Annotated in this window: 21 protein-coding genes; 5 read left to right on the top strand and 16 right to left on the bottom strand. The window is 42.2% G+C overall.

The annotated features are described in order from the left end of the window. Nucleotide 1 precedes the first annotated feature (1 nt). Together H8706_RS02090 and H8706_RS02085 are read right to left on the bottom strand one after the other, a co-directional pair. Nucleotides 2-511 (bottom strand): S24/S26 family peptidase, encoded by a 510-nt coding sequence (locus H8706_RS02090; RefSeq protein ID WP_262431318.1) that lies wholly within the window; start codon nucleotides 509-511, stop codon nucleotides 2-4. Next, nucleotides 501-818, bottom strand: a complete 318-nt coding sequence (locus H8706_RS02085; protein WP_262431317.1) for a PqqD family protein — start codon at nucleotides 816-818, stop codon at nucleotides 501-503. Before H8706_RS02085 ends, H8706_RS02090 begins: the two co-directional genes overlap by 11 nt. 205 nt (nucleotides 819-1,023) lie before the next feature. Here H8706_RS02085 and H8706_RS02080 point away from each other — a divergent pair, with 205 nt between their 5' ends. After that, nucleotides 1,024-3,543 carry an AMP-binding protein gene (locus H8706_RS02080; protein WP_262431316.1) on the top strand — a complete coding sequence of 840 codons (2,520 nt, stop codon included), beginning with the start codon at nucleotides 1,024-1,026 and terminating at the stop codon, nucleotides 3,541-3,543. Nucleotides 3,544-3,757: 214 nt separating this feature from the next. Here H8706_RS02080 and H8706_RS02075 read toward each other — a convergent pair whose 3' ends face one another. The 3 genes from H8706_RS02075 to H8706_RS02065 all read right to left on the bottom strand — a co-directional run bounded on the left by H8706_RS02075 (nucleotide 3,758) and on the right by H8706_RS02065 (nucleotide 5,742). Further along, nucleotides 3,758-4,009 (bottom strand): AbrB/MazE/SpoVT family DNA-binding domain-containing protein, encoded by a 252-nt coding sequence (locus H8706_RS02075; protein ID WP_178348214.1) that lies wholly within the window; start codon nucleotides 4,007-4,009, stop codon nucleotides 3,758-3,760. Nucleotides 4,010-4,409: 400 nt separating this feature from the next. Next, on the bottom strand, nucleotides 4,410-5,270 hold the full coding sequence (locus H8706_RS02070) for an anti-sigma-V factor rsiV (RefSeq protein ID WP_262431315.1): 861 nt from the start codon (nucleotides 5,268-5,270) through the stop codon (nucleotides 4,410-4,412). After that, a complete protein-coding gene (locus H8706_RS02065) occupies nucleotides 5,263-5,742 on the bottom strand; it encodes an RNA polymerase sigma factor (RefSeq protein ID WP_262431314.1) in 480 nt (159 codons plus the stop codon). Before H8706_RS02065 ends, H8706_RS02070 begins: the two co-directional genes overlap by 8 nt. Before the next feature lie 148 nt (nucleotides 5,743-5,890). Between H8706_RS02065 and H8706_RS02060 the strand changes: the two genes are divergently transcribed. The 4 genes from H8706_RS02060 (at nucleotide 5,891) to H8706_RS02045 (ending at nucleotide 9,408) form a co-directional block, all read left to right on the top strand. Next, on the top strand, nucleotides 5,891-6,478 hold the full coding sequence (locus H8706_RS02060; protein WP_262431313.1) for a nucleoside recognition domain-containing protein: 588 nt from the start codon (nucleotides 5,891-5,893) through the stop codon (nucleotides 6,476-6,478). Next, on the top strand, nucleotides 6,475-6,996 hold the full coding sequence (locus H8706_RS02055; RefSeq protein ID WP_262431312.1) for a spore maturation protein: 522 nt from the start codon (nucleotides 6,475-6,477) through the stop codon (nucleotides 6,994-6,996). The genes H8706_RS02060 and H8706_RS02055 overlap by 4 nt, the downstream gene beginning before the upstream one ends. Before the next feature lie 268 nt (nucleotides 6,997-7,264). Further along, nucleotides 7,265-8,635, top strand: coding sequence for a magnesium transporter (gene mgtE / locus H8706_RS02050; RefSeq protein WP_262431311.1), 1,371 nt, complete (start codon nucleotides 7,265-7,267; stop codon nucleotides 8,633-8,635). A gap of 71 nt (nucleotides 8,636-8,706) precedes the next feature. Beyond that, nucleotides 8,707-9,408 (top strand): hypothetical protein, encoded by a 702-nt coding sequence (locus tag H8706_RS02045; protein ID WP_262431310.1) that lies wholly within the window; start codon nucleotides 8,707-8,709, stop codon nucleotides 9,406-9,408. 77 nt (nucleotides 9,409-9,485) lie between these two features. Here the strand turns inward: H8706_RS02045 and H8706_RS02040 are convergent, their stop codons facing one another. The 11 genes from H8706_RS02040 to htpG all read right to left on the bottom strand — a co-directional run bounded on the left by H8706_RS02040 (nucleotide 9,486) and on the right by htpG (nucleotide 20,375). After that, nucleotides 9,486-10,820, bottom strand: a complete 1,335-nt coding sequence (locus H8706_RS02040; protein WP_262431309.1) for an MATE family efflux transporter — start codon at nucleotides 10,818-10,820, stop codon at nucleotides 9,486-9,488. 72 nt (nucleotides 10,821-10,892) lie between these two features. After that, nucleotides 10,893-11,282, bottom strand: coding sequence for a DUF4363 family protein (locus tag H8706_RS02035; protein WP_262431308.1), 390 nt, complete (start codon nucleotides 11,280-11,282; stop codon nucleotides 10,893-10,895). Further along, nucleotides 11,269-11,952: a DUF421 domain-containing protein gene (locus H8706_RS02030; RefSeq protein WP_262431307.1), complete on the bottom strand. Its 684-nt coding sequence runs from the start codon at nucleotides 11,950-11,952 to the stop codon at nucleotides 11,269-11,271. Before H8706_RS02030 ends, H8706_RS02035 begins: the two co-directional genes overlap by 14 nt. After that, on the bottom strand, nucleotides 11,953-12,987 hold the full coding sequence (locus H8706_RS02025) for a 2-hydroxyacid dehydrogenase (RefSeq protein WP_262431306.1): 1,035 nt from the start codon (nucleotides 12,985-12,987) through the stop codon (nucleotides 11,953-11,955). It lies immediately after the preceding gene. Between the two features lie 102 nt (nucleotides 12,988-13,089). Further along, nucleotides 13,090-14,334: an FtsW/RodA/SpoVE family cell cycle protein gene (locus H8706_RS02020; protein WP_262431305.1), complete on the bottom strand. Its 1,245-nt coding sequence runs from the start codon at nucleotides 14,332-14,334 to the stop codon at nucleotides 13,090-13,092. Then, nucleotides 14,321-14,806: an FHA domain-containing protein gene (locus H8706_RS02015; RefSeq protein ID WP_178348515.1), complete on the bottom strand. Its 486-nt coding sequence runs from the start codon at nucleotides 14,804-14,806 to the stop codon at nucleotides 14,321-14,323. The genes H8706_RS02020 and H8706_RS02015 overlap by 14 nt, the downstream gene beginning before the upstream one ends. A 33-nt stretch (nucleotides 14,807-14,839) precedes the next feature. Then, the gene (locus tag H8706_RS02010; RefSeq protein ID WP_178348516.1) at nucleotides 14,840-15,331 is read right to left on the bottom strand and encodes a deoxycytidylate deaminase; all 492 of its coding nucleotides are present in this window, start codon (nucleotides 15,329-15,331) and stop codon (nucleotides 14,840-14,842) included. Between the two features lie 18 nt (nucleotides 15,332-15,349). Further along, nucleotides 15,350-17,047, bottom strand: a complete 1,698-nt coding sequence (recN, locus tag H8706_RS02005; RefSeq protein WP_262431304.1) for a DNA repair protein RecN — start codon at nucleotides 17,045-17,047, stop codon at nucleotides 15,350-15,352. Nucleotides 17,048-17,059: 12 nt separating this feature from the next. After that, on the bottom strand, nucleotides 17,060-17,512 hold the full coding sequence (gene argR / locus H8706_RS02000) for an arginine repressor (RefSeq protein WP_262431303.1): 453 nt from the start codon (nucleotides 17,510-17,512) through the stop codon (nucleotides 17,060-17,062). Nucleotide 17,513: 1 nt separating this feature from the next. Further along, nucleotides 17,514-18,380, bottom strand: coding sequence for an NAD(+)/NADH kinase (locus H8706_RS01995; RefSeq protein WP_262431302.1), 867 nt, complete (start codon nucleotides 18,378-18,380; stop codon nucleotides 17,514-17,516). Between the two features lie 159 nt (nucleotides 18,381-18,539). Next, a complete protein-coding gene (gene htpG, locus H8706_RS01990; protein WP_262431301.1) occupies nucleotides 18,540-20,375 on the bottom strand; it encodes a molecular chaperone HtpG in 1,836 nt (611 codons plus the stop codon). Between the last annotated feature and the right edge of the window lie 44 nt (nucleotides 20,376-20,419).

Here is a 20,419-nt window from a genome sequence, read left to right as displayed (position 1 = left end):
ATTACTTTCTTTCGGCTAAAATAATGCGTTTTATCACGCGTTTCATTTTTCCAAAAATACGTCGTGCAAGACGCATTGATTTTTTGTAAAAAAGCCTGAAATACATAAAATGCACAACGTAAAACGCATAAATGCGGTATTTTAAATCGGTACATTCAATGCGTTTGCCGTCTTTTATGTATGCCGTAAGAACCCCGACGATTTGATTTTCGCAAATCGGATATTCCGAAACGGTTTGATTATCTCCGCGAAGAACATAACCGTCTTTTCGCACCTTTATAATTCTGTGAAGAACATATTCGCCGTTTTCGCGTATATACAGCGGAACGTCGCCGATTTTAAGAGGCGTATTTGCCTTTACAACCACAACGGTGTCAACGCCGTCGCGGAGCATAGGGAGCATACTCGTTCCGCGCGAAATCATTTTAAATTCACCGCCGGTATTTATTACGCTGTCCATAACTGTGCGGAGCTTGTTTATTGAAAATTCCCTGCTTTTGTTACCGCTCAATAATATCCGCCCCTTCAAGCTTTGACAAAAACGCGTCCGCGTCATCTTTTGCGGTGGTGTAATCTATTCCGAATTCCTCTGCAAAATTTTTGTAGAGAGTATCTTTTTCGGTGCCTTTTGAAATGATGTCCCACAAAAATTTTCCTGTATGGTTAAGGCAGATATATCCTCCGAACGTGCGCGAGCGTTTGCCCGTCGCCGCAACGATATATTCGCCGTCTATTTCGTTTAAAACAAAGCCTTTTTTTATTTTGATTTTCGCCATATCTTCACCTTTTGCTTTCTTTCGGCTAACGGTAAATTTCATTACACTTATATTATAATGCGTTTTACGTTTTAAGTCAAACAAAAAATTTTTTATCTTTTTTGTTATATTTGCACATCTTAATTTGCATTAAAAAGAGGTTTATTATTGAATTTTTGTGTTGAAATACCGAGAAAAATGTGGTAATATAAAGTAATCAAACTTTTTTACGGTTTGAAAATTTATATCAAGGAAGGAAGACCAACTTATGAAGCTTAGTTTTTCAACACTGGCTTGCCCGTACTTTAGCTGGGAAGACATTTACTCGATGGCAAAAGACTTGAAATTTGACGGAATTGAAGTCAGAGGCCTGGGCGACGACATTTTTGCAGTCACCGCAAAGCCGTTTACCGATTCCAAAATTGACAAAACGCTGTCAAAGCTAAATGAGTTGGGTCTTGAAATTCCCTGCCTTTCGTCAGGCTGTGCGTTAAAATTCAAAGAAAATTATGACGAGATTATTTTTGAAATTACAAAATATATCGAGCTTGCGCAAAAGCTCAACACGCCGTATATTCGTATTCTGGGTGATATTGAGCCGATGCCCGAGGGCGAGGTTGACGACGAATATGTTAAAAAAGTTTTGCTCGACCTTGCGAAAATCGCAGACGGAAAAAATATTACACTGCTTGTTGAAACAAACGGTGTTTATGCCGATACAAAACGTTTGAGAAAGCTTTTGGACGACGTGAACAGCCCGTATGTTGCAGCGCTGTGGGATTTGCATCACCCGTACAGATATGCAAACGAGCAGCCGCATACGACCATTGAAAACCTCGGAAGCTACATAAAATTTGTTCACGCAAAAGACAGCGTTATGATTGGCGGAAAATGCGAATACCGCCTTATGGGTGAGGGCGATTTGCCTCTTGATGCAATGCTCACCGAGCTTGAAAAAACAGGTTACGACGGCTATATTTCGCTCGAATGGGTAAAAAGATGGGCGAGAGAACTTTGCGACGCAGGTATCGTATTTCCTCATTTTGCAAACTTTATGGAGCCGTACAAAAAAATGGCTCACACGCTTTTTGACAGCAAGGACGGCAAGGGAAAATATATCTGGAAAAAGGAAAGACTTATTGACGAAACTTTCCCCGACGTGCTTGACCGCGTGTGCAAGGAATTTCCCAATCAGTACGCTTTCCGCTACACCGAGTTTGACTATACGAGAACATATCCCGAATTCCGCGACGACGTTGACACCTTTGCGCGTTCGCTTATCGCGATGGGCGTTAAAAAAGGAGACCACGTTGCAATTTGGGCGACAAATATTCCTGCGTGGTATATAACATTTTGGGCGACAACCAAAATCGGTGCGGTGCTTGTTACCGTTAATACCGCATACAAGGTGCACGAGGCGGAGTATCTGTTAAGACAGTCCGACACGCAGACTTTGGTTATGATTGACGGCTACAAAGACTCAAATTATATAGAAATCATCAAGGAAATCTGCCCTGAGCTTGAAGAATGCGACCCGGGCGATTTAAAGAGCAAAAGACTTCCCGTGCTGAAAAACGTTGTCACGGTCGACAGCAAAAACAACGGCTGCTACACTTGGGACGACGCTATGAAACTTGCCGAAACGGTTGATATTTCTGAGGTTGAAAAAATGCGTATGAAGGTGCATAAAAATGACGTCTGCAATATGCAGTACACGTCGGGCACAACGGGATTTCCGAAAGGCGTTATGCTCACGCATTACAACGTTGTAAACAACGGAAAAGCAATCGGCGACTGTATGGATTTGTCCACAGCCGACAAAATGATGATTCAGGTGCCGATGTTCCACTGTTTCGGAATGGTACTTGCTATGACCGCCTCGGTTACTCACGCAACCACAATGTCGCCGATAACGGCATTTTCACCGCGCAAAGGCTTGGCTTGCATAAATAAAGAGCAAATCACCGCTTTTCACGGTGTTCCAACAATGTTTATCGCTATGCTGGAAAATGAAAACTTTACAAAAACTGACTTCTCGCATATGAGAACGGGAATTATGGCAGGCAGTCCGTGTCCCGTTAAGGTTATGGAGGACGTCGTAAACAAAATGAATATGAAAGAAATCTGCATAACATACGGTCAGACAGAGGCATCGCCCGGCTGTACGATGAGCAAAACGACAGATTCTCTCGAAACAAGGGTTAACACGGTAGGTTCAAACATTTTCGGCGTTGAGTGCAAAATAGTAGACCCCGAAACGAATGAGGAACTTCCCGTAAACACCGACGGCGAGTTTGTGGCACGCGGGTACAACATTATGAAAGGTTACTACAAAATGCCCGAGGCTACTGCGGCGGCAATCGACAAAGACGGCTGGCTTCATACCGGCGATTTGGCGCGCAAAACCGCGGACGGAAATTATAAGATTACCGGACGTATCAAAGATATGATTATCCGAGGCGGTGAAAATATTTACCCGAAAGAAATTGAGGAATTTATTTACACTCACGAGAAAGTTAAGGACGTTCAGGTTATCGGCGTGCCCGACAAGCAGTACGGCGAGGAAATTATGGCGTGCATAATCTTAAAAGAGGGTGAAACCGCGACCGAGGACGAAATCAAGGAGTTTGTAAAGAGCCATATGGCGAAACATAAAGTTCCCAGATACGTTGATTTTGTAGATGAATTTCCTATGAACGCGGCAGGAAAAATTTTGAAATATAAAATGCGCGAAACAGCGGTTGATAAATTTAATCTTCACGCGGACAGCAAAATCGTTACCGCATAGAATAAAAAGCAAGCCGGAAATGTAAAAAATCCGGCTTGTTTTTTTGCCGTAAAAACAAAACGCCCGGATTTTTCTTCCGAGCGGTCTTCTATATATCACAGGTTAAACCCCATCAAAAACTGGTTAATAAATAAAATAGCACATATTACGTATGATATGAAGCTGAAATGAAAAGGGTGGTAAGTCCTTTCTATGTCAGCTTGCGCCGCGTAACTTACGCGTTAAAGTTCTTTAGTTCTTCAAGGCAGTCAGAGCAAATATTCCGGTCTTTGTATGAAATAACATTCCGCGCGTTACCGCAGAACATACAAGACGGTTCATATTTTTTAAGAACTATTGTATTACCTTCAACAAAAATTTCAAGACTGTCCTTTTCGTTGATTTCGAGCGTTCTTCGAAGCTCGATAGGAAGGGTAATTCTTCCTAATTCATCCACCTGTCGTACTATGCCCGTAGATTTGAGCATTTTAAACACTTCCTTTGTAATAAAATTTTTGCTTAAGGGTAATAAGCAAGAAGTGGCTAGGCATACGAGGTTCGGCTCTCTAATGCCGGCGTAGAGAGAAAATAGTAATAAACCGAATTTCGAATTTGAGGTGTAACACATCGCTTTGGATTGCCGTTAAAATAAACGTCAATCCCGAATAATTGGATTTTATAAGCGGCTCAAATCGCATACGTCTATGTACTCTTTTTTATGTCCCTCAAGCTTGCTAAGATATATTACCATATATTGTAAATAATGTCAATACAAAATCGAAAAAAATCTTATTTGTTACTTAATTGTAATATTTTGTCACCTATTGGACACAAATACGTCACAAGCCTGTCGGATTTGCGCCGACAGGCTTTAAAACGGGGAAAAATCATCTTAAAATGTCTTTGATTACACTGTCCGGAATTACAAATTCGGGACTGCCTTGCGCGCCCGCCGCAACGTCATATTTGTCAAAGCAAATTACCAATTTATTGTCGGAATTGATGTAAAAATTCTGGTTGGGCTTGATTTTTTCAAATATATCAAAGTTAAATTCGTCCTTTTCAATCCAGAACGCGCCGTTTTCTTCATTGTTTATGCGTTTCATTTCGCCTCTGATGTAGTTGCTGATCGGCGTGATATAGTCGGCATTGTCTTTAAAAAGTGATTTTAACGTCACAAGTTTTCCCGATTTCTTGTCGATTGTGTAGAAGGTGTGCTTTGTTGACGACGAACCCGCGACGTTTAGGATGTAAACGTCGAGCGACAGATAATTGTCGTTGTCGGTTTTTATGATGTAGTCGGATTTTACACCCATATGAATTGTTTCGTCACCGAATTCTTTTTTCAGCTCCTTGACGTCGTTTTCGTATGCCGAAATAAGCGCGTCCGCGTTGTCTTTAAACTCTTTGTTAAGCCTGTTTTCAAGCTCCTTGTCTAAAAGTCCCTCAATTTTCGGCGACGCGATTTCCGCACTGTATCCGTTTTCGTTAGCCTCGTATCTGCCGAGAGTAACAACTCTTACAATATCCTTTAAAACGGGTATATCTTTTGCGGCATACGCGAGAGTGGGGGAGAGATTGACCGCCGCAGTGCCGAGAATTACAATACTTGCCGCGATTGACGAGCAAAGTTTTAGAACTAATTTTTTTCTGTTTTTGTTTTTAATCATACAAATCGTCCTTTCCTTAAATTTTTTGTCAATGTTTATTTTTTGATATTCGTCTTTTAAAAGTTTGATTTTATCCATAAATTTCGCCCTCCAAATCAATTTTAAGTGCTTTGAGCGCCTTGTAATAACGCGTTTTGACGGTGCTTTCGTTAAGCTTTAAAATTTCGGCGATTTCACAAAACTTCATATTCTCCAAAATTTTTAAAACTATAATGCTCCTGTCCTGAATGCTTAAATCCTTTAAAATATCGAAAAATTCAAGGTTTGTTTCGTCGTTGTGCGCAATTTCTTCGCACTGCGAAAAATCTACGCTGACAACTTTCCTCCCGCGGTTTATGTGCGTAATCGCGGTGTTTGTGATTATCTTGTAAAACCAGCTTTTTAAGTATTTTTCGTCTTTTAAGGTTTTAATCGCCTTGAGTGCTTTTACCGCGCTCTCGGACAAAATATCCTCCGCGTCCGGTTTGTTTTTCACAAAGGTGTATGCAAATCGGTAGGCGTTATCTATGTTACCCTCCATAAATTTTTCAAAGGCTTTTCGTGTCGACATCTTGTATTGCCTCCTTTCATTAGCTTAGACTGCAAAATGCCGTAAAAAGTTTTATACAAGTACATTTTATTTTAAAAATTTTTGCGCGTCAATGATTTCGCGAATTTTTTTAATGTGACTGTAATATTGTTTAATAGGGGGGATAGCGTTGCTCAACTATATATGGGGATTTTTGGTTATAATTTCAATCGTGTGCGGATTTGCAACGGGAAAAATCGACGGCGTGACAAACGCGCTTTTTGACGGCTCAAACGGCGCGGTGACAACGGTTTTATCGTTTTCGGGCGCGGTGGTGATGTGGTGCGGTATGCTCAAAATCGCCGAAAAAAGCGGACTTACAAAGGTTTTTGCAAAGCTGATACGTCCGCTCACGCGCGTGCTTTTTCCGCGTCTTGACAAAAATTCGCCTGCGCTCGCGGCAATTTCTATGAATATGCTGGCAAACATTCTTGGGCTTGCAAATGCCGCAACACCGCTCGGACTTAAGGCAATGAACGAGCTGGACAGGATAAATCCGAAAAAAGGCACGGCAAGCAACGAAATGTGTATGTTTGTTGTGCTCAACACCGCGTCAATCCAGCTTATTCCGTCGACGCTTATTGCAATCCGCTCGTCGCTCGGCTCGCAAAATCCGTCCGAAATTATCGTTCCCGTGTGGATAACCTCCGTAATAACCGCGTTTTGCGCCTGTGCGCTGACAAGTGTGTATGCAAGCGCCGGCAGGAGGCGGTTATGAGCAGAATTTCGTCAATGTGCGTGCCGATGATGCTGATTTTGTTTGTCGGCTATGCGCTTTATAAAAAGGTGAACGTTTACGACGCGTTTATCGAGGGCGCAAAAGAGGGCGTTAAAACGGTGGTTTCGATTTTTGCGCCGATACTTGCCATTTTGGTTGCGGTAAATATGCTCAAAGGCTCGGGCGCGATGGATATTTTCACTGCGATTGTAACGCCGTTTGCACGCCTTATTTCTTTCCCTGCGGAAATGGTGCCGTTCGCGCTTTTGCGTCCAATATCAGGGAGCGGTTCGCTCGCTATGGCAACCGACATTTTCAAAACCTGCGGCACCGATTCGTTTGTCGGACGTGCAGTGTCAACACTTATGGGGTCGACCGAAACGACGTTTTACACATTGAGCGTTTATTTCGGTGCGGTAAAAATCAAAAATATGCGCCACAGCGTGAAATGCGCGCTCATTGCCGATATTGTCGGGATTTTCGTAAGCGTTGCGGTGTGCAGACTTGTTTTCGGATAAGTTTTTTTGTTGACAAATGACGAAAAAAGAGTTATAATATTACTCGTATGCGGTACTAAAAATGTCCGCATAAAATTTTGTTTTTAAATGAGGTGAAAATCGAATGAACGCATCGGGCAGCGGCGACATAAAACCCCCTGATTTATGCTCAATAATTTTTAAAAGCGCACTGCTCTTTGTGCGCAAAATTTGATTTTTGGTTATAAATTTCGGTGTTTTGTGTCCTTTTAAACTGCGCATACTAATGTTAGTTTAAGGAGGCATAAAAATGCAGGAAAAAATGCAGGAGAGAATTTTGTTTCTCTTGGAAAAAAGAAGATATGCCCAGCTGAAAGAGGAGTTGCTGGACATAAATCCGTATGACTTGGCTGTGCTTATGGCGGATATTCCCATTGAGCATTTGCCGATACTTTTCAGAATACTTCCCAAAGAACTTGCCGCGGAAACATTTGTCGAAATGGACCACGATATGCAGGAGCATCTTATAAAATCGTTCAGCGATACCGAGCTTAAAGCAATGCTTAATGAGCTTTACGTCGACGATACGGTTGATATTATCGAAGAAATGCCGGCAAATGTGGTAAAGCGAATTTTAAAATATACCGACAGCGAAACAAGGGAAATGATAAACGAAATTTTGAATTATCCCAAGGACAGCGCCGGAAGTATTATGACAACCGAGTTTGTAGACCTTAAAAAGGATATGACGGTTGCCGACGCGTTTGAGCGCATACGAAAAGACGGCGTTGACAAAGAAACGATATACACGCTGTATGTAACCACAAAAAGCCGAAAGCTTATCGGCATTGTGAGCGCGAAAGATTTGATGCTTTCCGAGCAGAATGTGGTTATTGAAGATATAATGGAAACAAATATCGTCTGCGTTGACACGTCGGAGGATAAAGAGGTCGTTGCAAATCTTTTCGACAAATACGATTTTCTGGCAATCCCCGTTGTGGACAAGGAGGAAAGGCTGGTCGGTATCGTCACAATCGACGACGCTATCGACGTTTTGCAGGACGAAACAACAGAGGATATTACAAAAATGGGTGCGGTTATGCCGAATGAGGACACATATTTTAAAACCTCGGTGTGGCAGCACGCAAAAAACCGCATACCGTGGCTTTTGTTCCTTATGCTTTCGGCAATTTTCACCGGAACGATTATAACGCAGTATGAGGCGGCGTTTTCGTCGATACCGCTATTGGTTTCGTTCATTCCCCAGCTTATGGATACAGGCGGAAACTGCGGTTCGCAGGCGTCCGTGCTTATAATCCGCGGTCTTGCGCTTGACGAAATCAAAACCTCTGACTTTTTGAAAGCCGTGTTTAAGGAAATACGGATTGCATTGCTTGTAGGTGTTGTTTTGGCGGTTGTAAACGGCGTAAGAATTATAATTATGTATAATTCCGATCCGTCGGTGAACGCATATGCACTTGCGATAGTGCTCGGCGTCACGCTTATGTGCACAATTATTCTTGCAAAATTTTTGGGCTGTGCACTGCCGATACTTGCGAAAAAATGCAGACTTGACCCGGCGCTTATGGCATCACCGCTTATCACAACTATTGTTGACGCCTGCTCGATTTTGATTTACTTCAACTTTGCGGTCGCATTTATGAATTATTTGATAAAGTAATATTGACGAATTATGTAAAATATGGTAGAATACTTTTTACCGACTTAAAACGAAAGGGTATGAAAACTTAAATGAAAAAAGGTTTGTTCGGATACAACAAAAAAGAAGTTGATACGGCGCTTGAAATGCTTAAAAACGAAAACGAAGAGCTTAATTTAAAGCTTACCAATATTATGATAGAACTTGCCGAGGCAAAAAAAGAGGCGGCAAAGGCAGCCGAGCTTGAAAGCGTTAAGCTTGAGCTTGCAAAGGCAACCGAAGAAAACACCGCGCTTTGCGAAGAAATGGAAAAGGTGAGAGCCGAGGCAAAATTAAGCACCGCAAACGCGTACAGTGCGGCGGGCGAAATCTGCTCAAAGGCGTATGCCGATATGGACGCGGTGAGAAAAGAGGTTGCGTCGGAGCTTACCGAGCAAATCGAAAATTACGAGGCGTTTGTTGCACTCTCCAGCGAGAATATGAAAAACGAAGTTGTCGGCATACGCGCGCTTTACACCGAAATTTTGGATAAGCTTTTGAACACGACAAATGAGTTTGTGAATAAGGTTAAAATTATCGACGAGGGCGCAGCCGAGCTTGAAACAAAGCTTGACGGCGCAAACGATATTCCCGTAAAACTCAAGAAAGAAATCGGCGCAACGCTTAAAACTCCTATGGCTGACCCCGTTTTCGACGCGTCGGAGATATTGTCTAATTCCGCAAAGGAAACCAAAGAAGTTAAAGAGGACAGCAAAAAGGTTATCGACATTCATAAAATTTCCGCAGTAAAATAACATTGTGAAAAATTAAAAATCCTTGCTTTTAAAAACTTAAAAGCAAGGATTTTTTTGTTTCGGTATATATTATATTTCTACATATAGTTGTAAACTTTTCTTTTTGCCGTTATAAAGGCGAATGTCACAGTAAATGCCAATAATTCCGACACCAAAAGCGAAAACCAAATTCCCTCGGTTTTAAAGAAAATCGGCAGAATAATTACCACTGCCGCCTGGAATACAAGCGTTCGCATAAAAGATATTGCCGCGGAAATAATGCCGTTGTTGAGCGCCGTGAAAAATGCCGAGCCGTAAATGTTGTATCCGCACACAAGAAAGGCGAGCGAAAACAGTCTTAATCCGTGTTCTGTAAGCGCGAGCAGGGTTTTGTCGTAGCCTATAAAAATTCCTGCAAGCGGACGCGCAAAGGCAACCGAAATTGCCGTGAGCAAAATTCCCATAACGGTTAAAATTACAAAACTTTTTTTGAAAATATTCTTTAATTCCGTGTCGTTTTTCGCACCGTAGTTATAACCGACAATCGGCGCACTGCCGATGGAATATCCTATAAAAATAGAAATGAAAATCCAGTTTGCATACATTATAACACCGAACGCCGCAATGCCGTCTTTGCCCTCAAGTCGCATAAGCTGAAAGTTGTATAAAATGTTAACCAGCGACATAGAAACGTTTGTCATAAGCTCGGACGAGCCGTTTGTGCACACCTTGCCGAGTGTTTTGAAATCGGCAGACGCTTTTGTGAGGTGCAAAAGGCTTGAATTTTTGCTGTTTGCAAAATATACAAGCGGAATAAGACCGCCCACCGCCTGGCTTACCGCCGTTGCAATCGCCGCGCCGGCAACACCCATTTTAAACGGTACAATAAGCAAAAAGTCGAGAACCATATTCGCAACACCGGCGGCAACCGTTACAAATAGTCCCATATGCGGTTTTTCCGCCGTAACGAGAAAACTTTGAAACACGTTTTGGAGCATAAAAAACGGCAGTGCGCAAAGGATAATCGTGCCGTATTCAACGCAGTCGCCGAGCATCTGCTCGTCCGCACCTAGAAGGCGCGTAATCGGCTTTATAAACACAATTCCCAAAATTGCAAACAGCGTACCGAATATAAGCGTTGTGTAAATCAGCATTGAAAAATGCTCGTTTGCCTTTTTCTTGTCGCCCTCACCGAGCGTTTTTGCAATGACTGCGCTTCCGCCCGTGCCTATCATAAACCCGAACGTGCCGAGTATCATAAGAAACGGCATTATAAAGTTGACCGCCGCAAACGCGGTTTTGCCGACGTAGTTTGACACAAAAAGTCCGTCCACAATTCCGTACAGCGACGAGAAAACCATCATCATAATTGACGGAAAAACAAAACGCATAAGTTTATTATAGGTAAAGTTTTCCGATAGGTGTATCCGCATAATCCCTCCGAAAATTTAATGTCGTTAAGACAGTGTAACTCACAGTATAACATAATGAAGTTTAAAAGTCAACTAAAAAATATTTTCAAATGACGGTATTTCATTTGTGAGAATATCGGTGATGTGAAGCTTCGCAAGACGGATTTGTTCGAGCGCCTCGCCGTATCTTTGAGTGTCGATTTTCGCGCTGATTTTTAAAAAAGTCTGCGAAATATCGTCAAGGCATTTGTGGTTTGAAAACGCAAGGAGCATATCTTTTTTGTCCTGCCAGTACGACTCAACATCTTCAAGATTTTTGCTTATTTTTTCGTCGTCAAAATCAATAATGCTTTTTTCAAGCGTATCTAAACGGTTAGTAAGTTCATTGCATCGTTTTTCAATGTAAAAATAATTGCAGAACAAAAGCACGACGATTATAACAAGCAAAATCATAACAAAAACATAAGTTTTAATTTTTCGCACCGTCCCTTATCTGCATAGTAATTATTCCGTCCGAGTCAACCGAGAACAAAAACACGTCGGCGGTGTTTTTTATGTTGCGGTCGGCAAGTTTTTGATTGAGCCATTTTATATCTTTATTTAAGTCTTTTAAGTGGTTAAACCTTATTTTTCCGTCCGATATAAGCACCAGCGGAACGTTTTCCTGTTTGGGGTTTATCTTTAAATCCTCGGGCGTCACTGCGCGTTTGTTCGACTTTAAAACAACGCTCAATTCGCCGTTTGTTTCAAGTATTGCGGTGTGAACGTCGGCAATGTTCGGGCAGTCTTTAAGGCGCAGTTCTTCCAGCAAATCTTCAATGTTGTAGCGCATATCGCGCATATGTTTTTCGGCAATAATTCCGTCTTTTATGATATACGTCGGCTTTCCCGTGATGATGTTTCGCGCCCGCTCGCTTTTTAGCGTCAAAAACGATATGCTAACTTCAAAAACTATAAGCGTCATAATGGGTATAACTCCGCTTAAAAGCGGAATTGCAATATCGGACACGGGAACGGTGGCAAGGTCGGAAATCATAATTGCAACCACCAGTTCGGACGGCTGAAGCTCGCCGATTTGCCGTTTGCCCATAATCCGCATTGCGCATATTACCAAAAGATACAAAATTATTGTTCTTATGAATGCAATCGCCATTTAAAAACACCGCTTTTCTTTTTCTCTGTCGCATTTGCCGTATTTTTGGCATTTGTAGCAGATTTCGTTTTCCAAAAATTCGTTGTTGAAATAGCGCGATAAATTTGAAAGGGTAACGTAAGCAATATTTTTCAGCGCCTCGTGCGTGAGAAATGCCTGGTGCGACGTGATTATGACGTTGGGCATAGCGATAAGTCCCGACAAAATATCGTCGTTTATGATTTTGTATGAAAAATCCTCGTAGAAAAATTCGGTTTCCTCCTCGTAAACGTCCAACCCCGCCGCGCCGATTTTCTTGCTTTTGAGCGCGTTAAGCAGAGCCTCGCTGTCGATAAGCGAACCGCGCGACGTGTTTAGAATATACACGCCTTTTTTCATTTTTTCAATGGTTTTTTCGTTAATCATATGATGTGTTTCCTTTGTTAACGGGCAGTGCAGTGAGATAATGTCCGATTTTTCAAAAAGCTCGTCAAGGGTGACGTAGTTTATATCGGTATTTTTTTGAGGAAACGCGTCGTATGCGATAACGTTAAGACCGAATCCCTTGCAGATGTTTATAAATGTTCTGCCGATTTTGCCCGTTCCCACAACGCCGATTGTTTTTTGATTGAGGTCAAATCCGATAAGCGAGTTTAAGCTGAAATTGTATTCGCGCGTACGGTTAAAAGCGCGGTGGATTTTTCGGTTAAGGCACAGAAGAAGTGCCATTGTGTGCTCCGCAACCGCGTACGGCGAATATGCCGGGACGCGCACGACGTGTACTTTGCCGTATGCCTCCTTGAAATCAACGTTGTTATAGCCGGCACAGCGCATTGCAACGATATTTATGCCGTTGTCATAAAGTTCGTTTACGGTGTCTTTTCCCAAATCGTCGTTAACAAACGCGCATACCGCGTCGTATTTTCCGGCAATATATGCTGTATCGGGGTTCAGTTTAGACTCAAAATACTTAATTTCAAATCCGAATTCGTCTTTAAATTTGTCAAAATAAATTTTATCGTACGGCTTGGTGTCGAAAAATGCAATTTTTTTCATAGCGCAACCTCTTTTTTTAAAATTCATACTCTTATTATCAAAAAAAATCCGCAAATTATCCTTAATTTGCAGATTTTTGTATAAATTATTTATTCACAATTTTTAAAGATTTTTTTCGGTTGACGAAATTGCCGCCATAATTCCCAGCATTATAAAGCTTGATATAATCGAACTTCCGCCGTAGCTTACAAACGGGAGCGTTATGCCGGTGAGCGGTATCATTTTTATAACACCGCCGATTATTATAAACGTTTGAAATCCGAACACCGTTGTAAGGAGAATTGCAACCGCTTTGTAGAAATCGTTGTTTGTTTTGAGTGCGATTTTAACACCGCGGTAGGTGAAAATGAAGTAGCACATAATTATTGCAATTCCCGTAAACAAGCCCATTTCCTCGCATATTGCCGAAAATATAAAGTCCGAATGGCTTTCGGGGATGCTTGTGGGCGAGCCTTGCCCGAGTCCGCTCCCGAAAAATCCGCCCGACACAATCGCAAAAAGTGACTGCGCAATCTGGTAGCTTTTGCCTTGCATATCTTTCCACGGGTCGAGCCAAATGTGCACACGCGTTGAAATCTGGTCGGTGAAAAAATATCCCAAAATGCCGATAAACGCTGACATAATTCCGTTTACAAGCACAAGTTTTAAGCTTTTGTCGTATATGAACATCGCCACAAAATACGTCAAAAAGAACAACAGCGCAGTGCCCCATTCGTTGAGAATTGCAAAAAATCCGACACAGCCGTAAACGTATGCCGAAAGGAGCAAATCGCCCGTTTTAAAGCCGAAACGCACAGTGTTGAAAAAGTGATTTTCGGGTGTTTTTTTCGATATGAAACACGCTATTGTGAATACGTAAAAAATCTTTATAATCTCGGACGGCTGAATGGTGAGCGCGCCTATTTTTATCCAGTTTTTCGCGCCTTTTATGTTTTCACCGAAAATGAGAGTTATAAGGAAAAGCACGAATGTCATTGCCGCATAAAACACAAGCAGTTTATCCCAAACCTTTATAAACCGCATAAAGACATAGGAAATCAAAAACAGTCCCAAGCCGATGAAAAACCACGCGGTTTGCTTTCTGCCGAATGTCTGATAATCAATGCGGAAAAGCATTATAAGACCTATGCTTACAAGAAACGACGCGATAAGATAAAGGTAAACGTCGCCGAGCTTAAAAGCGGTCATAAGAATGTATATGAGCATCAACGCGCCGAAAAACACAAGCGCCGAAATAAGCGCGTCTTTTCTTACGGTACTGTCACCCGTCAAAAGCAGAAACGAGCCGAAACCGCAGATGTCAAGAAGCAGAAGAAACAGGGGAGGACGCAGTTTAAATCTCGTCATTTTCGTTTTCCTCCCTTGAATTGTCAAGCACTTCCACAAAAAGAAAGCTCAGTCCGCCGAACGAAATTTTGTCGCCGTCTTTTATGCGGACGGGCTTTTCGAGAACCTGTTTTCCGCCTACAAAAGTGCCGTTTGTACTTCCCAAATCCTCAACGTAAAATTTGTCTTTGTAAAGAAAAATCCGCGCGTGAACCTTTGACAAAAACGGGCAGTTTATGCGTATCGTACAGCTTTTCTTTCTGCCGATTGTCACGTTTTCGCCGATGCCGTAGCTTTCGTACACCTTAAAATTGAGGTCCTCGCGCAGGTTTATAAGCTTTAAATAAGCATACGCGTCCTCGACGGTTTTAAGATAGCGCGACGTGTCGGTGATGTCGAGATAAATCAGCTTTGTAACGCTTGCGATAAACAAAAACGCCAAAATTACAAACACATATTTAAGTATAAATAAAATCAGTTCAACACTAATCATTTAATCCTCCGAAGTGTGATACTTTTATGCTGTTTAATAGCCGAAATTTTCGGTGAGCGAGTCGTCGTGCTCAATCCAGTCGGACACCTTTATAATTTTGTATTTGTCGTGTCCCTCGCGCACGATAACCTCTTTAATTCCGGCATTTATCACCATTCTTTTGCACATAGCGCACGAGGTTGCGTTTTCAACATATTCGCCCGTGCGTGCGTTTTTTCCGACAAGATAAAGAGTTGCGTCAAGCATTAAAGAGCGCGGTGCGGAGATTATTGCATTCGCCTCGGAATGAACGCTTCTGCAAAGTTCATACCGTTCTCCGCGCGGAATGTTGAGTTTCTCGCGCAGGCAAAATCCCAAATCAATGCAGTTTTTGCGTCCTCTCGGCGCGCCCGAGTATCCTGTTGAAATAATTTCGTCGTTTTTTACGATGATACTTCCCCAGTTGCGTCTTATGCAGGTACCGCGCTTTGACACGGTTTCCGCAATGTCAAGATAATAGTTGATTTTATCGCGTCTTTCGTGCATATTAAAACCCCCTGACTTTTATTTTTTCAGCTTGTTTTTAATTTCGTCCGCAAGCAAAATCTGCTCTTTTGCGTTTTCGCGCGTAAGGTCGGTGATTACCTCACCGCCGATAATTCGCGCAATTTCGTTTACGCGCAAATCTCCCTCAAGCGGTGTGATTTCGGTGCGCGTGCGTCCGTTTTCGGTTTTTTTCTCAATCAGAAAATGCTTGTCCGCAAGTGCGGCAATCTGCGCAAGGTGGGTTATGCAGATAACCTGCGCGCTTTTTGTCATTTTGTATAGCTTTTCGCCGATTTTCTGTGCCGTTTTTCCGCTTACGCCGGTGTCAACCTCGTCAAAAATAAGCGTGCCGGCGCTTTTTTCGCTTGTAATAACGCTCTTTATAGCGAGAATTATTCGCGAAAGTTCACCGCCTGACGCGATTTTTGACAGCGGTTTCGGCATTTCGCCGAGATTTGTGCTGATTAAAAATTCTATATCGTCCTTGCCGTTTGCTGAAAATTCCGTGTCCTCAATTTTAACCTCAAACACCGTTTTCGACATTTCAAGTTCGGCAAGCTCGGCGCAGATTTTTTCGCTCAAAATTTTGGCGTTTTCTTTTCGTATAAGCGATAGTGCCTCGGCTTTTTCCAGCCTTTCAAGTTCAAGTTCTTTAAGTTTTTCGTTAAGAATTTTAATCTGTTCGCCGCTGTGCTCGATTTCGGCATATTCTTTTTTGATTTTGTCAAGATACTTTAAAACGTCGCCGAGGTTTGCGCCGTATTTTCGCTTTAAACTGTATATTAAATCAAGCCGTTCCTCAATTTCGTTAAGTTCGTAATCGTTGCTGTCAAGACTGTCTGCAAGCTTTTTGATGGTGTGCGAGTGATCGGAAATTATGTAGGTCATATCGGTAAGTTCCTTGCAAATTCCGTCAAGCTCCGAGTTAAATTCCGTCACCTGTTCCAAAAGCTTAACAGCCTCCCAAATGAGGTCGTGAGCCGAATTTCCCGTTTCTTCGCCGTCATACAGCTTGTCGAACGCCGAAAGACAGTTTTCCGAAATTTTTTGAGCGTTTGCAAGAAAATTCCGTCTTTCGGTGAGGTCGTCCTCCTCGTCCGCCGAAAGATTTGCAACCTCGATTTCCTCAATCTGATATTTCAAAAGGTCCATTCTGCGTTCTTTTTCGGTTTCGTCGGTAGACAGCGCGTCAAGTTCCGATTTTGTTTTTTTGTATTCCTCATAAACTTTTGCATATTCCGAAAGCGCATTTTTAAGGTTTTCACCGCCAAAATTATCCAAAAATCCCATATGGCTTTTTTTGACAAGCAGTGAGGTGGAGTCGTGCTGACCGTGGATATTTACGAAAAATTCGCCGATTTCTTTAAGCATAGAAAGCGTGACGACACTGCCGTTTATGCGGACGCTGTTTTTTCCGTCAAGGTTAAATTCGCGCGAAATCATAATTTCGTTGTCGTCAACATCAATGCCGATAAGATTTTCAATTTCGTTTTTTATTTCGTCCGACACGGTGAAAATTCCGTCAACGCGCGCGCTCTGCTCTCCCGAACGGATAAGCTCTTTTGACGCACGCTCGCCCTTTAAAATATTAAGTGAATTTATAATAATCGACTTTCCTGCGCCCGTTTCGCCTGTGAGAATGTTAAAACCGTTATCAAAATCAATCTGCGCTTTGTCGATAACCGCAATGTTTTTTATGCTCAAATGAGTAAGCATTGTTTTCACCTCTTATGCTATAAATCTCGATAATTTAACTGTAAGCTGTTTTGCGCTTTTTTCGTTGCGCACAACAATCATAATTGTGTCGTCGCCCGCGATTGAGCCGACGATTTCGTCCCAGACAAACGAATCAATCGCCGCGGCAACAGCCTGTGCCGCACCGGTAAACGTTTTTACAACGACAATGTTCATTGCATAGTCAACGCTCACAAGGCACTGCGAGAAAACCGCGTTCATTTTTTCGCTGATGTTAATTTCGGGCAGTTTTGCCGCCGCGTATTTATATGTGCCGTCGGGGAGCATAAGCTTTGTTATGCGCAGTTCCTGCAAATCGCGCGAGGTGGTCGCCTGTGTCACGTTGTAGCCAGCGTCATTTAAAATGCGCACAATTTCGTCCTGCGTCGATACCGCGTTTTCCGATATAATTTCAAGTATTTTTGCTTGTCTTTCGCTTTTCGTCATTTTAAAAGTTCCTTTCGTTTTGCTTTCCGCGCTCGCAGAGTTTTTGTTTCAATACGTCATAAAAACTTAAATCCGATAGTTTTATAAGTGATGTCTGATAGTTTGATTTGCAGATTTTGATAACGTCGCCGTCCTCCAAATCAAAACCCTCCTGACCGTCGATTGTGAGAATTGAGTGGCGAGCGGTTTTTTCGCGCAGACGGATTTTGACCGTTTTTTCACCGGGCAGGATAATGGAGCGCGCCGTGAGAGAGTGGGGGCATATCGGGGTTATCAGCATAATGTCGAGCGCACTGTCGACAAGCGGACCGCCGGCAGATAAAGAATATGCCGTCGAACCGGTCGGAGTTGATGCAATTACGCCGTCCGCCGAATAACTGTCAAGCTTTGTGCCGTCAACAAAAATCTCAACGTCCACCATTCTTTTGAACGAATTGCACGATATAACAACGTCGTTGAGCGCGTTAAATTTCGCAATCCGCTGACCGTTTCTTTCAACGCAGGCATAAAGCATACTGCGTGTTTCAATGGAGTATTTTCCGTCGATAAGGCGCGAGAGATATTTTTCGAGAGAATTTTTTTCGATTTCAGCCAAAAATCCCACTCTGCCCATATTTATGCCGAGAATTGGAGTTTTTCGCTTGCACACCTTTCTCGCCGTGCGCAGAATTGTTCCGTCTCCGCCGAGAACGATAATAAGCTCGGCATTTCGCAGAACATAGTCCTCGCTCGTATATTTTATACCGTTTATATGCATATTTATGTGACTTATAACATTGTATTTCGACTTTATAATTTGATAAACCGCCTCCGCGGTTTTAAAGTCTTTGTCCTTTTTTGCATTGGATAATATTGCAACAGTTTTCATATATTCTACCTCGTGGCAAAATTCATAAGTTTATTAAATTATACACTTTTTTATAAATTTATGCAATAGTTATTTGAAAATTATACAAAAAAATTAAAAAAACAACCGCATATTTAAAAATGCGGTTGTCAAAAATTGATATTTTACAGAAATTATTGGTTATTTGTTGTCGGCAAGCTTCATATAAAGGTCACTGCTTCGTTTTAAAAATGCCGTCAAATCGTCGCCGGAAAGAGTTTTGTGCGAAAGACGCGCCATATCGTAAACCTGTCTTGCCAAAAGATTTTTGGTGTCGCTGTCCTCAATTTCGCAGATTTTGAGCACAAGCGGATTTTTGCTGTTTACAACAAACGTTTCGCCGGCTTTCGGAACGCCGAAGTCCATATTTCCGAACATTTTCGACATCTCTGCCATACGTCTTTCCTCCTCGGAAAGAACGAACAGCGCCGAAACATCCTCGGATTTTAACGGCGAAACCTCAATTTTTGTGTCTTTGTCCAAAATATCCTTAAAAATTTCGGTGATTTTGTTTTTAACGCTTTCTTCGCTTTCCTTGTTGTCTTTTAGATTGTCGCCGATAAACGAGTCAACGCGCTTGAATTTTATATCGGAATTTTTGTATTCGAGATAGCTTACAAAATGGTTGTCCAGCATATCGGGCAAAAGCACGGGGGTAATTCCGTCCGCTTTCAAAAGGTCAATATACTGTGCCTGTGCGTCCTTATCGGTAACGTAGTAAACCTCTTTAACGTCTGCGTCGGTAAAATCTTTGAGTGTTTTGTATGCGCCGTCAATATCCTTGAAAAGAAGAATATCTTTAACCCTGTCATAGAATTTGTCGTCGCGCAGACAGCCGTATTTAACAAACGGATTGATGTCGTCCCAATATTTTTCATATGTTTCTTTTTCGGTTTTATAAAGCGAATTAAGCTTGTCCGCAACCTTTTTTGTGATGTGGTTCGATACCTTTGTAACGTAGCCGTCGTTCTGCAAAAAGCTTCGGGATACGTTAAGAGGCAGGTCGGGGCAGTCGATAACGCCCTTTAAAAGCATAAGATACTCGGGGATAACTTCCTTTATGTTGTCCGCAATAAACACCTGATTGTTGAAAAGTTTAATCTGTCCCTCAATGCTCTGAAACTCGTGGTTAAGCTTGGGGAAATACAAAATTCCCTTTAAATTAAACGGGAAATCAACGTTCAAATGTATGTGAAAAAGAGGTTCGTTGAAGTCCATAAACACCTTGCGGTAGAAATCTTTGTATTCTTCCTCGGTGCAGTCACTCGGATTTTTGAGCCAAAGCGGATGCGTGTCGTTTATGGGAGTGTTTGCGTTTTTGTCCTCCTCGCCGTCCTTAACTTCTTTTTCTTCGTTTATAAGATAGATGTTAACAGGGAGAAATCCGCAGTATTTTATAAGCGTTTTTCTGACGGTTACAACATCCAGAAATTCCTCACTGTCCTCGTTTAAATGAAGCGTGATAACTGTTCCTCGGCTTTCCTTTGTGCCGTCCTCAATGTCAAATTCCGTACCGCCGTCGCTTTCCCAGTGAACGCTTTTTGCGCCGTCCGCATATGAAAGAGTGTCAATCTCAACGCTCTTTGACACCATAAACGCAGAATAAAATCCAAGACCGAAGTGGCCTATAATTTCGCCCTCTTTGTCCTTTGAATTTTCGTATTTTGCTATAAAATCCTCCGCGCCCGAAAATGCAACCTGGTTTATGTATTTGTCAACCTCGTCCGCGGTCATACCTATGCCGTTGTCGCACACTTTTAAGGTTTTCGCGGTTTTGTTCACGATAACATCAATTCTGAAATCCTCGCTGTCCGCTATATTTGCCTCGCCGATTGCGGCAAGTTTTTTAAGCTTCATAACCGCGTCCTGCGCGTTTGAAACAAGCTCTCTCAAAAAAATGTCCTTGTCTGAATAAAGCCATTTTTTTATTATCGGAAGAAGATTTTCCGTATTTACTTTAATACTGCCTTTACTCATATTCTCATTACCTCCAAAAAATTGCTAGAGTATATTATAGCACT

Origin of the sequence: Qingrenia yutianensis, from assembly GCF_014385105.1 — a bacterium.
In the GTDB taxonomy this organism is placed as follows: domain Bacteria; phylum Bacillota; class Clostridia; order UMGS1810; family UMGS1810; genus Qingrenia; species Qingrenia yutianensis.
Note: the sequence above shows the minus strand (reverse complement) of the source record. Positions and strands in the feature narration are given on the sequence as shown.

Excerpts from the sequence above, each read along its gene's own strand:
- recN (WP_262431304.1), bottom strand. The coding sequence starts at position 17,047 with ATGCTTACTCATTTGAGCATAAAAAACATTGCGGTTATCGACAAAGCG.
- H8706_RS02030 (WP_262431307.1), bottom strand. The coding sequence starts at position 11,952 with ATGGCGATTGCATTCATAAGAACAATAATTTTGTATCTTTTGGTAATA.
- H8706_RS02080 (WP_262431316.1), top strand. The coding sequence starts at position 1,024 with ATGAAGCTTAGTTTTTCAACACTGGCTTGCCCGTACTTTAGCTGGGAA.
- H8706_RS02075 (WP_178348214.1), bottom strand. The coding sequence starts at position 4,009 with ATGCTCAAATCTACGGGCATAGTACGACAGGTGGATGAATTAGGAAGA.
- H8706_RS01995 (WP_262431302.1), bottom strand. The coding sequence starts at position 18,380 with ATGAAAACTGTTGCAATATTATCCAATGCAAAAAAGGACAAAGACTTT.
- H8706_RS02085 (WP_262431317.1), bottom strand. The coding sequence starts at position 818 with ATGAAATTTACCGTTAGCCGAAAGAAAGCAAAAGGTGAAGATATGGCG.
- H8706_RS02015 (WP_178348515.1), bottom strand. The coding sequence starts at position 14,806 with ATGATTAGTGTTGAACTGATTTTATTTATACTTAAATATGTGTTTGTA.
- H8706_RS02020 (WP_262431305.1), bottom strand. The coding sequence starts at position 14,334 with ATGACGAGATTTAAACTGCGTCCTCCCCTGTTTCTTCTGCTTCTTGAC.
- H8706_RS02040 (WP_262431309.1), bottom strand. The coding sequence starts at position 10,820 with ATGCGGATACACCTATCGGAAAACTTTACCTATAATAAACTTATGCGT.
- H8706_RS02010 (WP_178348516.1), bottom strand. The coding sequence starts at position 15,331 with ATGCACGAAAGACGCGATAAAATCAACTATTATCTTGACATTGCGGAA.
- H8706_RS02065 (WP_262431314.1), bottom strand. The coding sequence starts at position 5,742 with ATGTCGACACGAAAAGCCTTTGAAAAATTTATGGAGGGTAACATAGAT.
- H8706_RS02025 (WP_262431306.1), bottom strand. The coding sequence starts at position 12,987 with ATGAAAAAAATTGCATTTTTCGACACCAAGCCGTACGATAAAATTTAT.
- H8706_RS02055 (WP_262431312.1), top strand. The coding sequence starts at position 6,475 with ATGAGCAGAATTTCGTCAATGTGCGTGCCGATGATGCTGATTTTGTTT.
- htpG (WP_262431301.1), bottom strand. The coding sequence starts at position 20,375 with ATGAGTAAAGGCAGTATTAAAGTAAATACGGAAAATCTTCTTCCGATA.
- argR (WP_262431303.1), bottom strand. The coding sequence starts at position 17,512 with ATGACGAAAAGCGAAAGACAAGCAAAAATACTTGAAATTATATCGGAA.
- H8706_RS02070 (WP_262431315.1), bottom strand. The coding sequence starts at position 5,270 with ATGGATAAAATCAAACTTTTAAAAGACGAATATCAAAAAATAAACATT.
- H8706_RS02045 (WP_262431310.1), top strand. The coding sequence starts at position 8,707 with ATGAAAAAAGGTTTGTTCGGATACAACAAAAAAGAAGTTGATACGGCG.
- mgtE (WP_262431311.1), top strand. The coding sequence starts at position 7,265 with ATGCAGGAAAAAATGCAGGAGAGAATTTTGTTTCTCTTGGAAAAAAGA.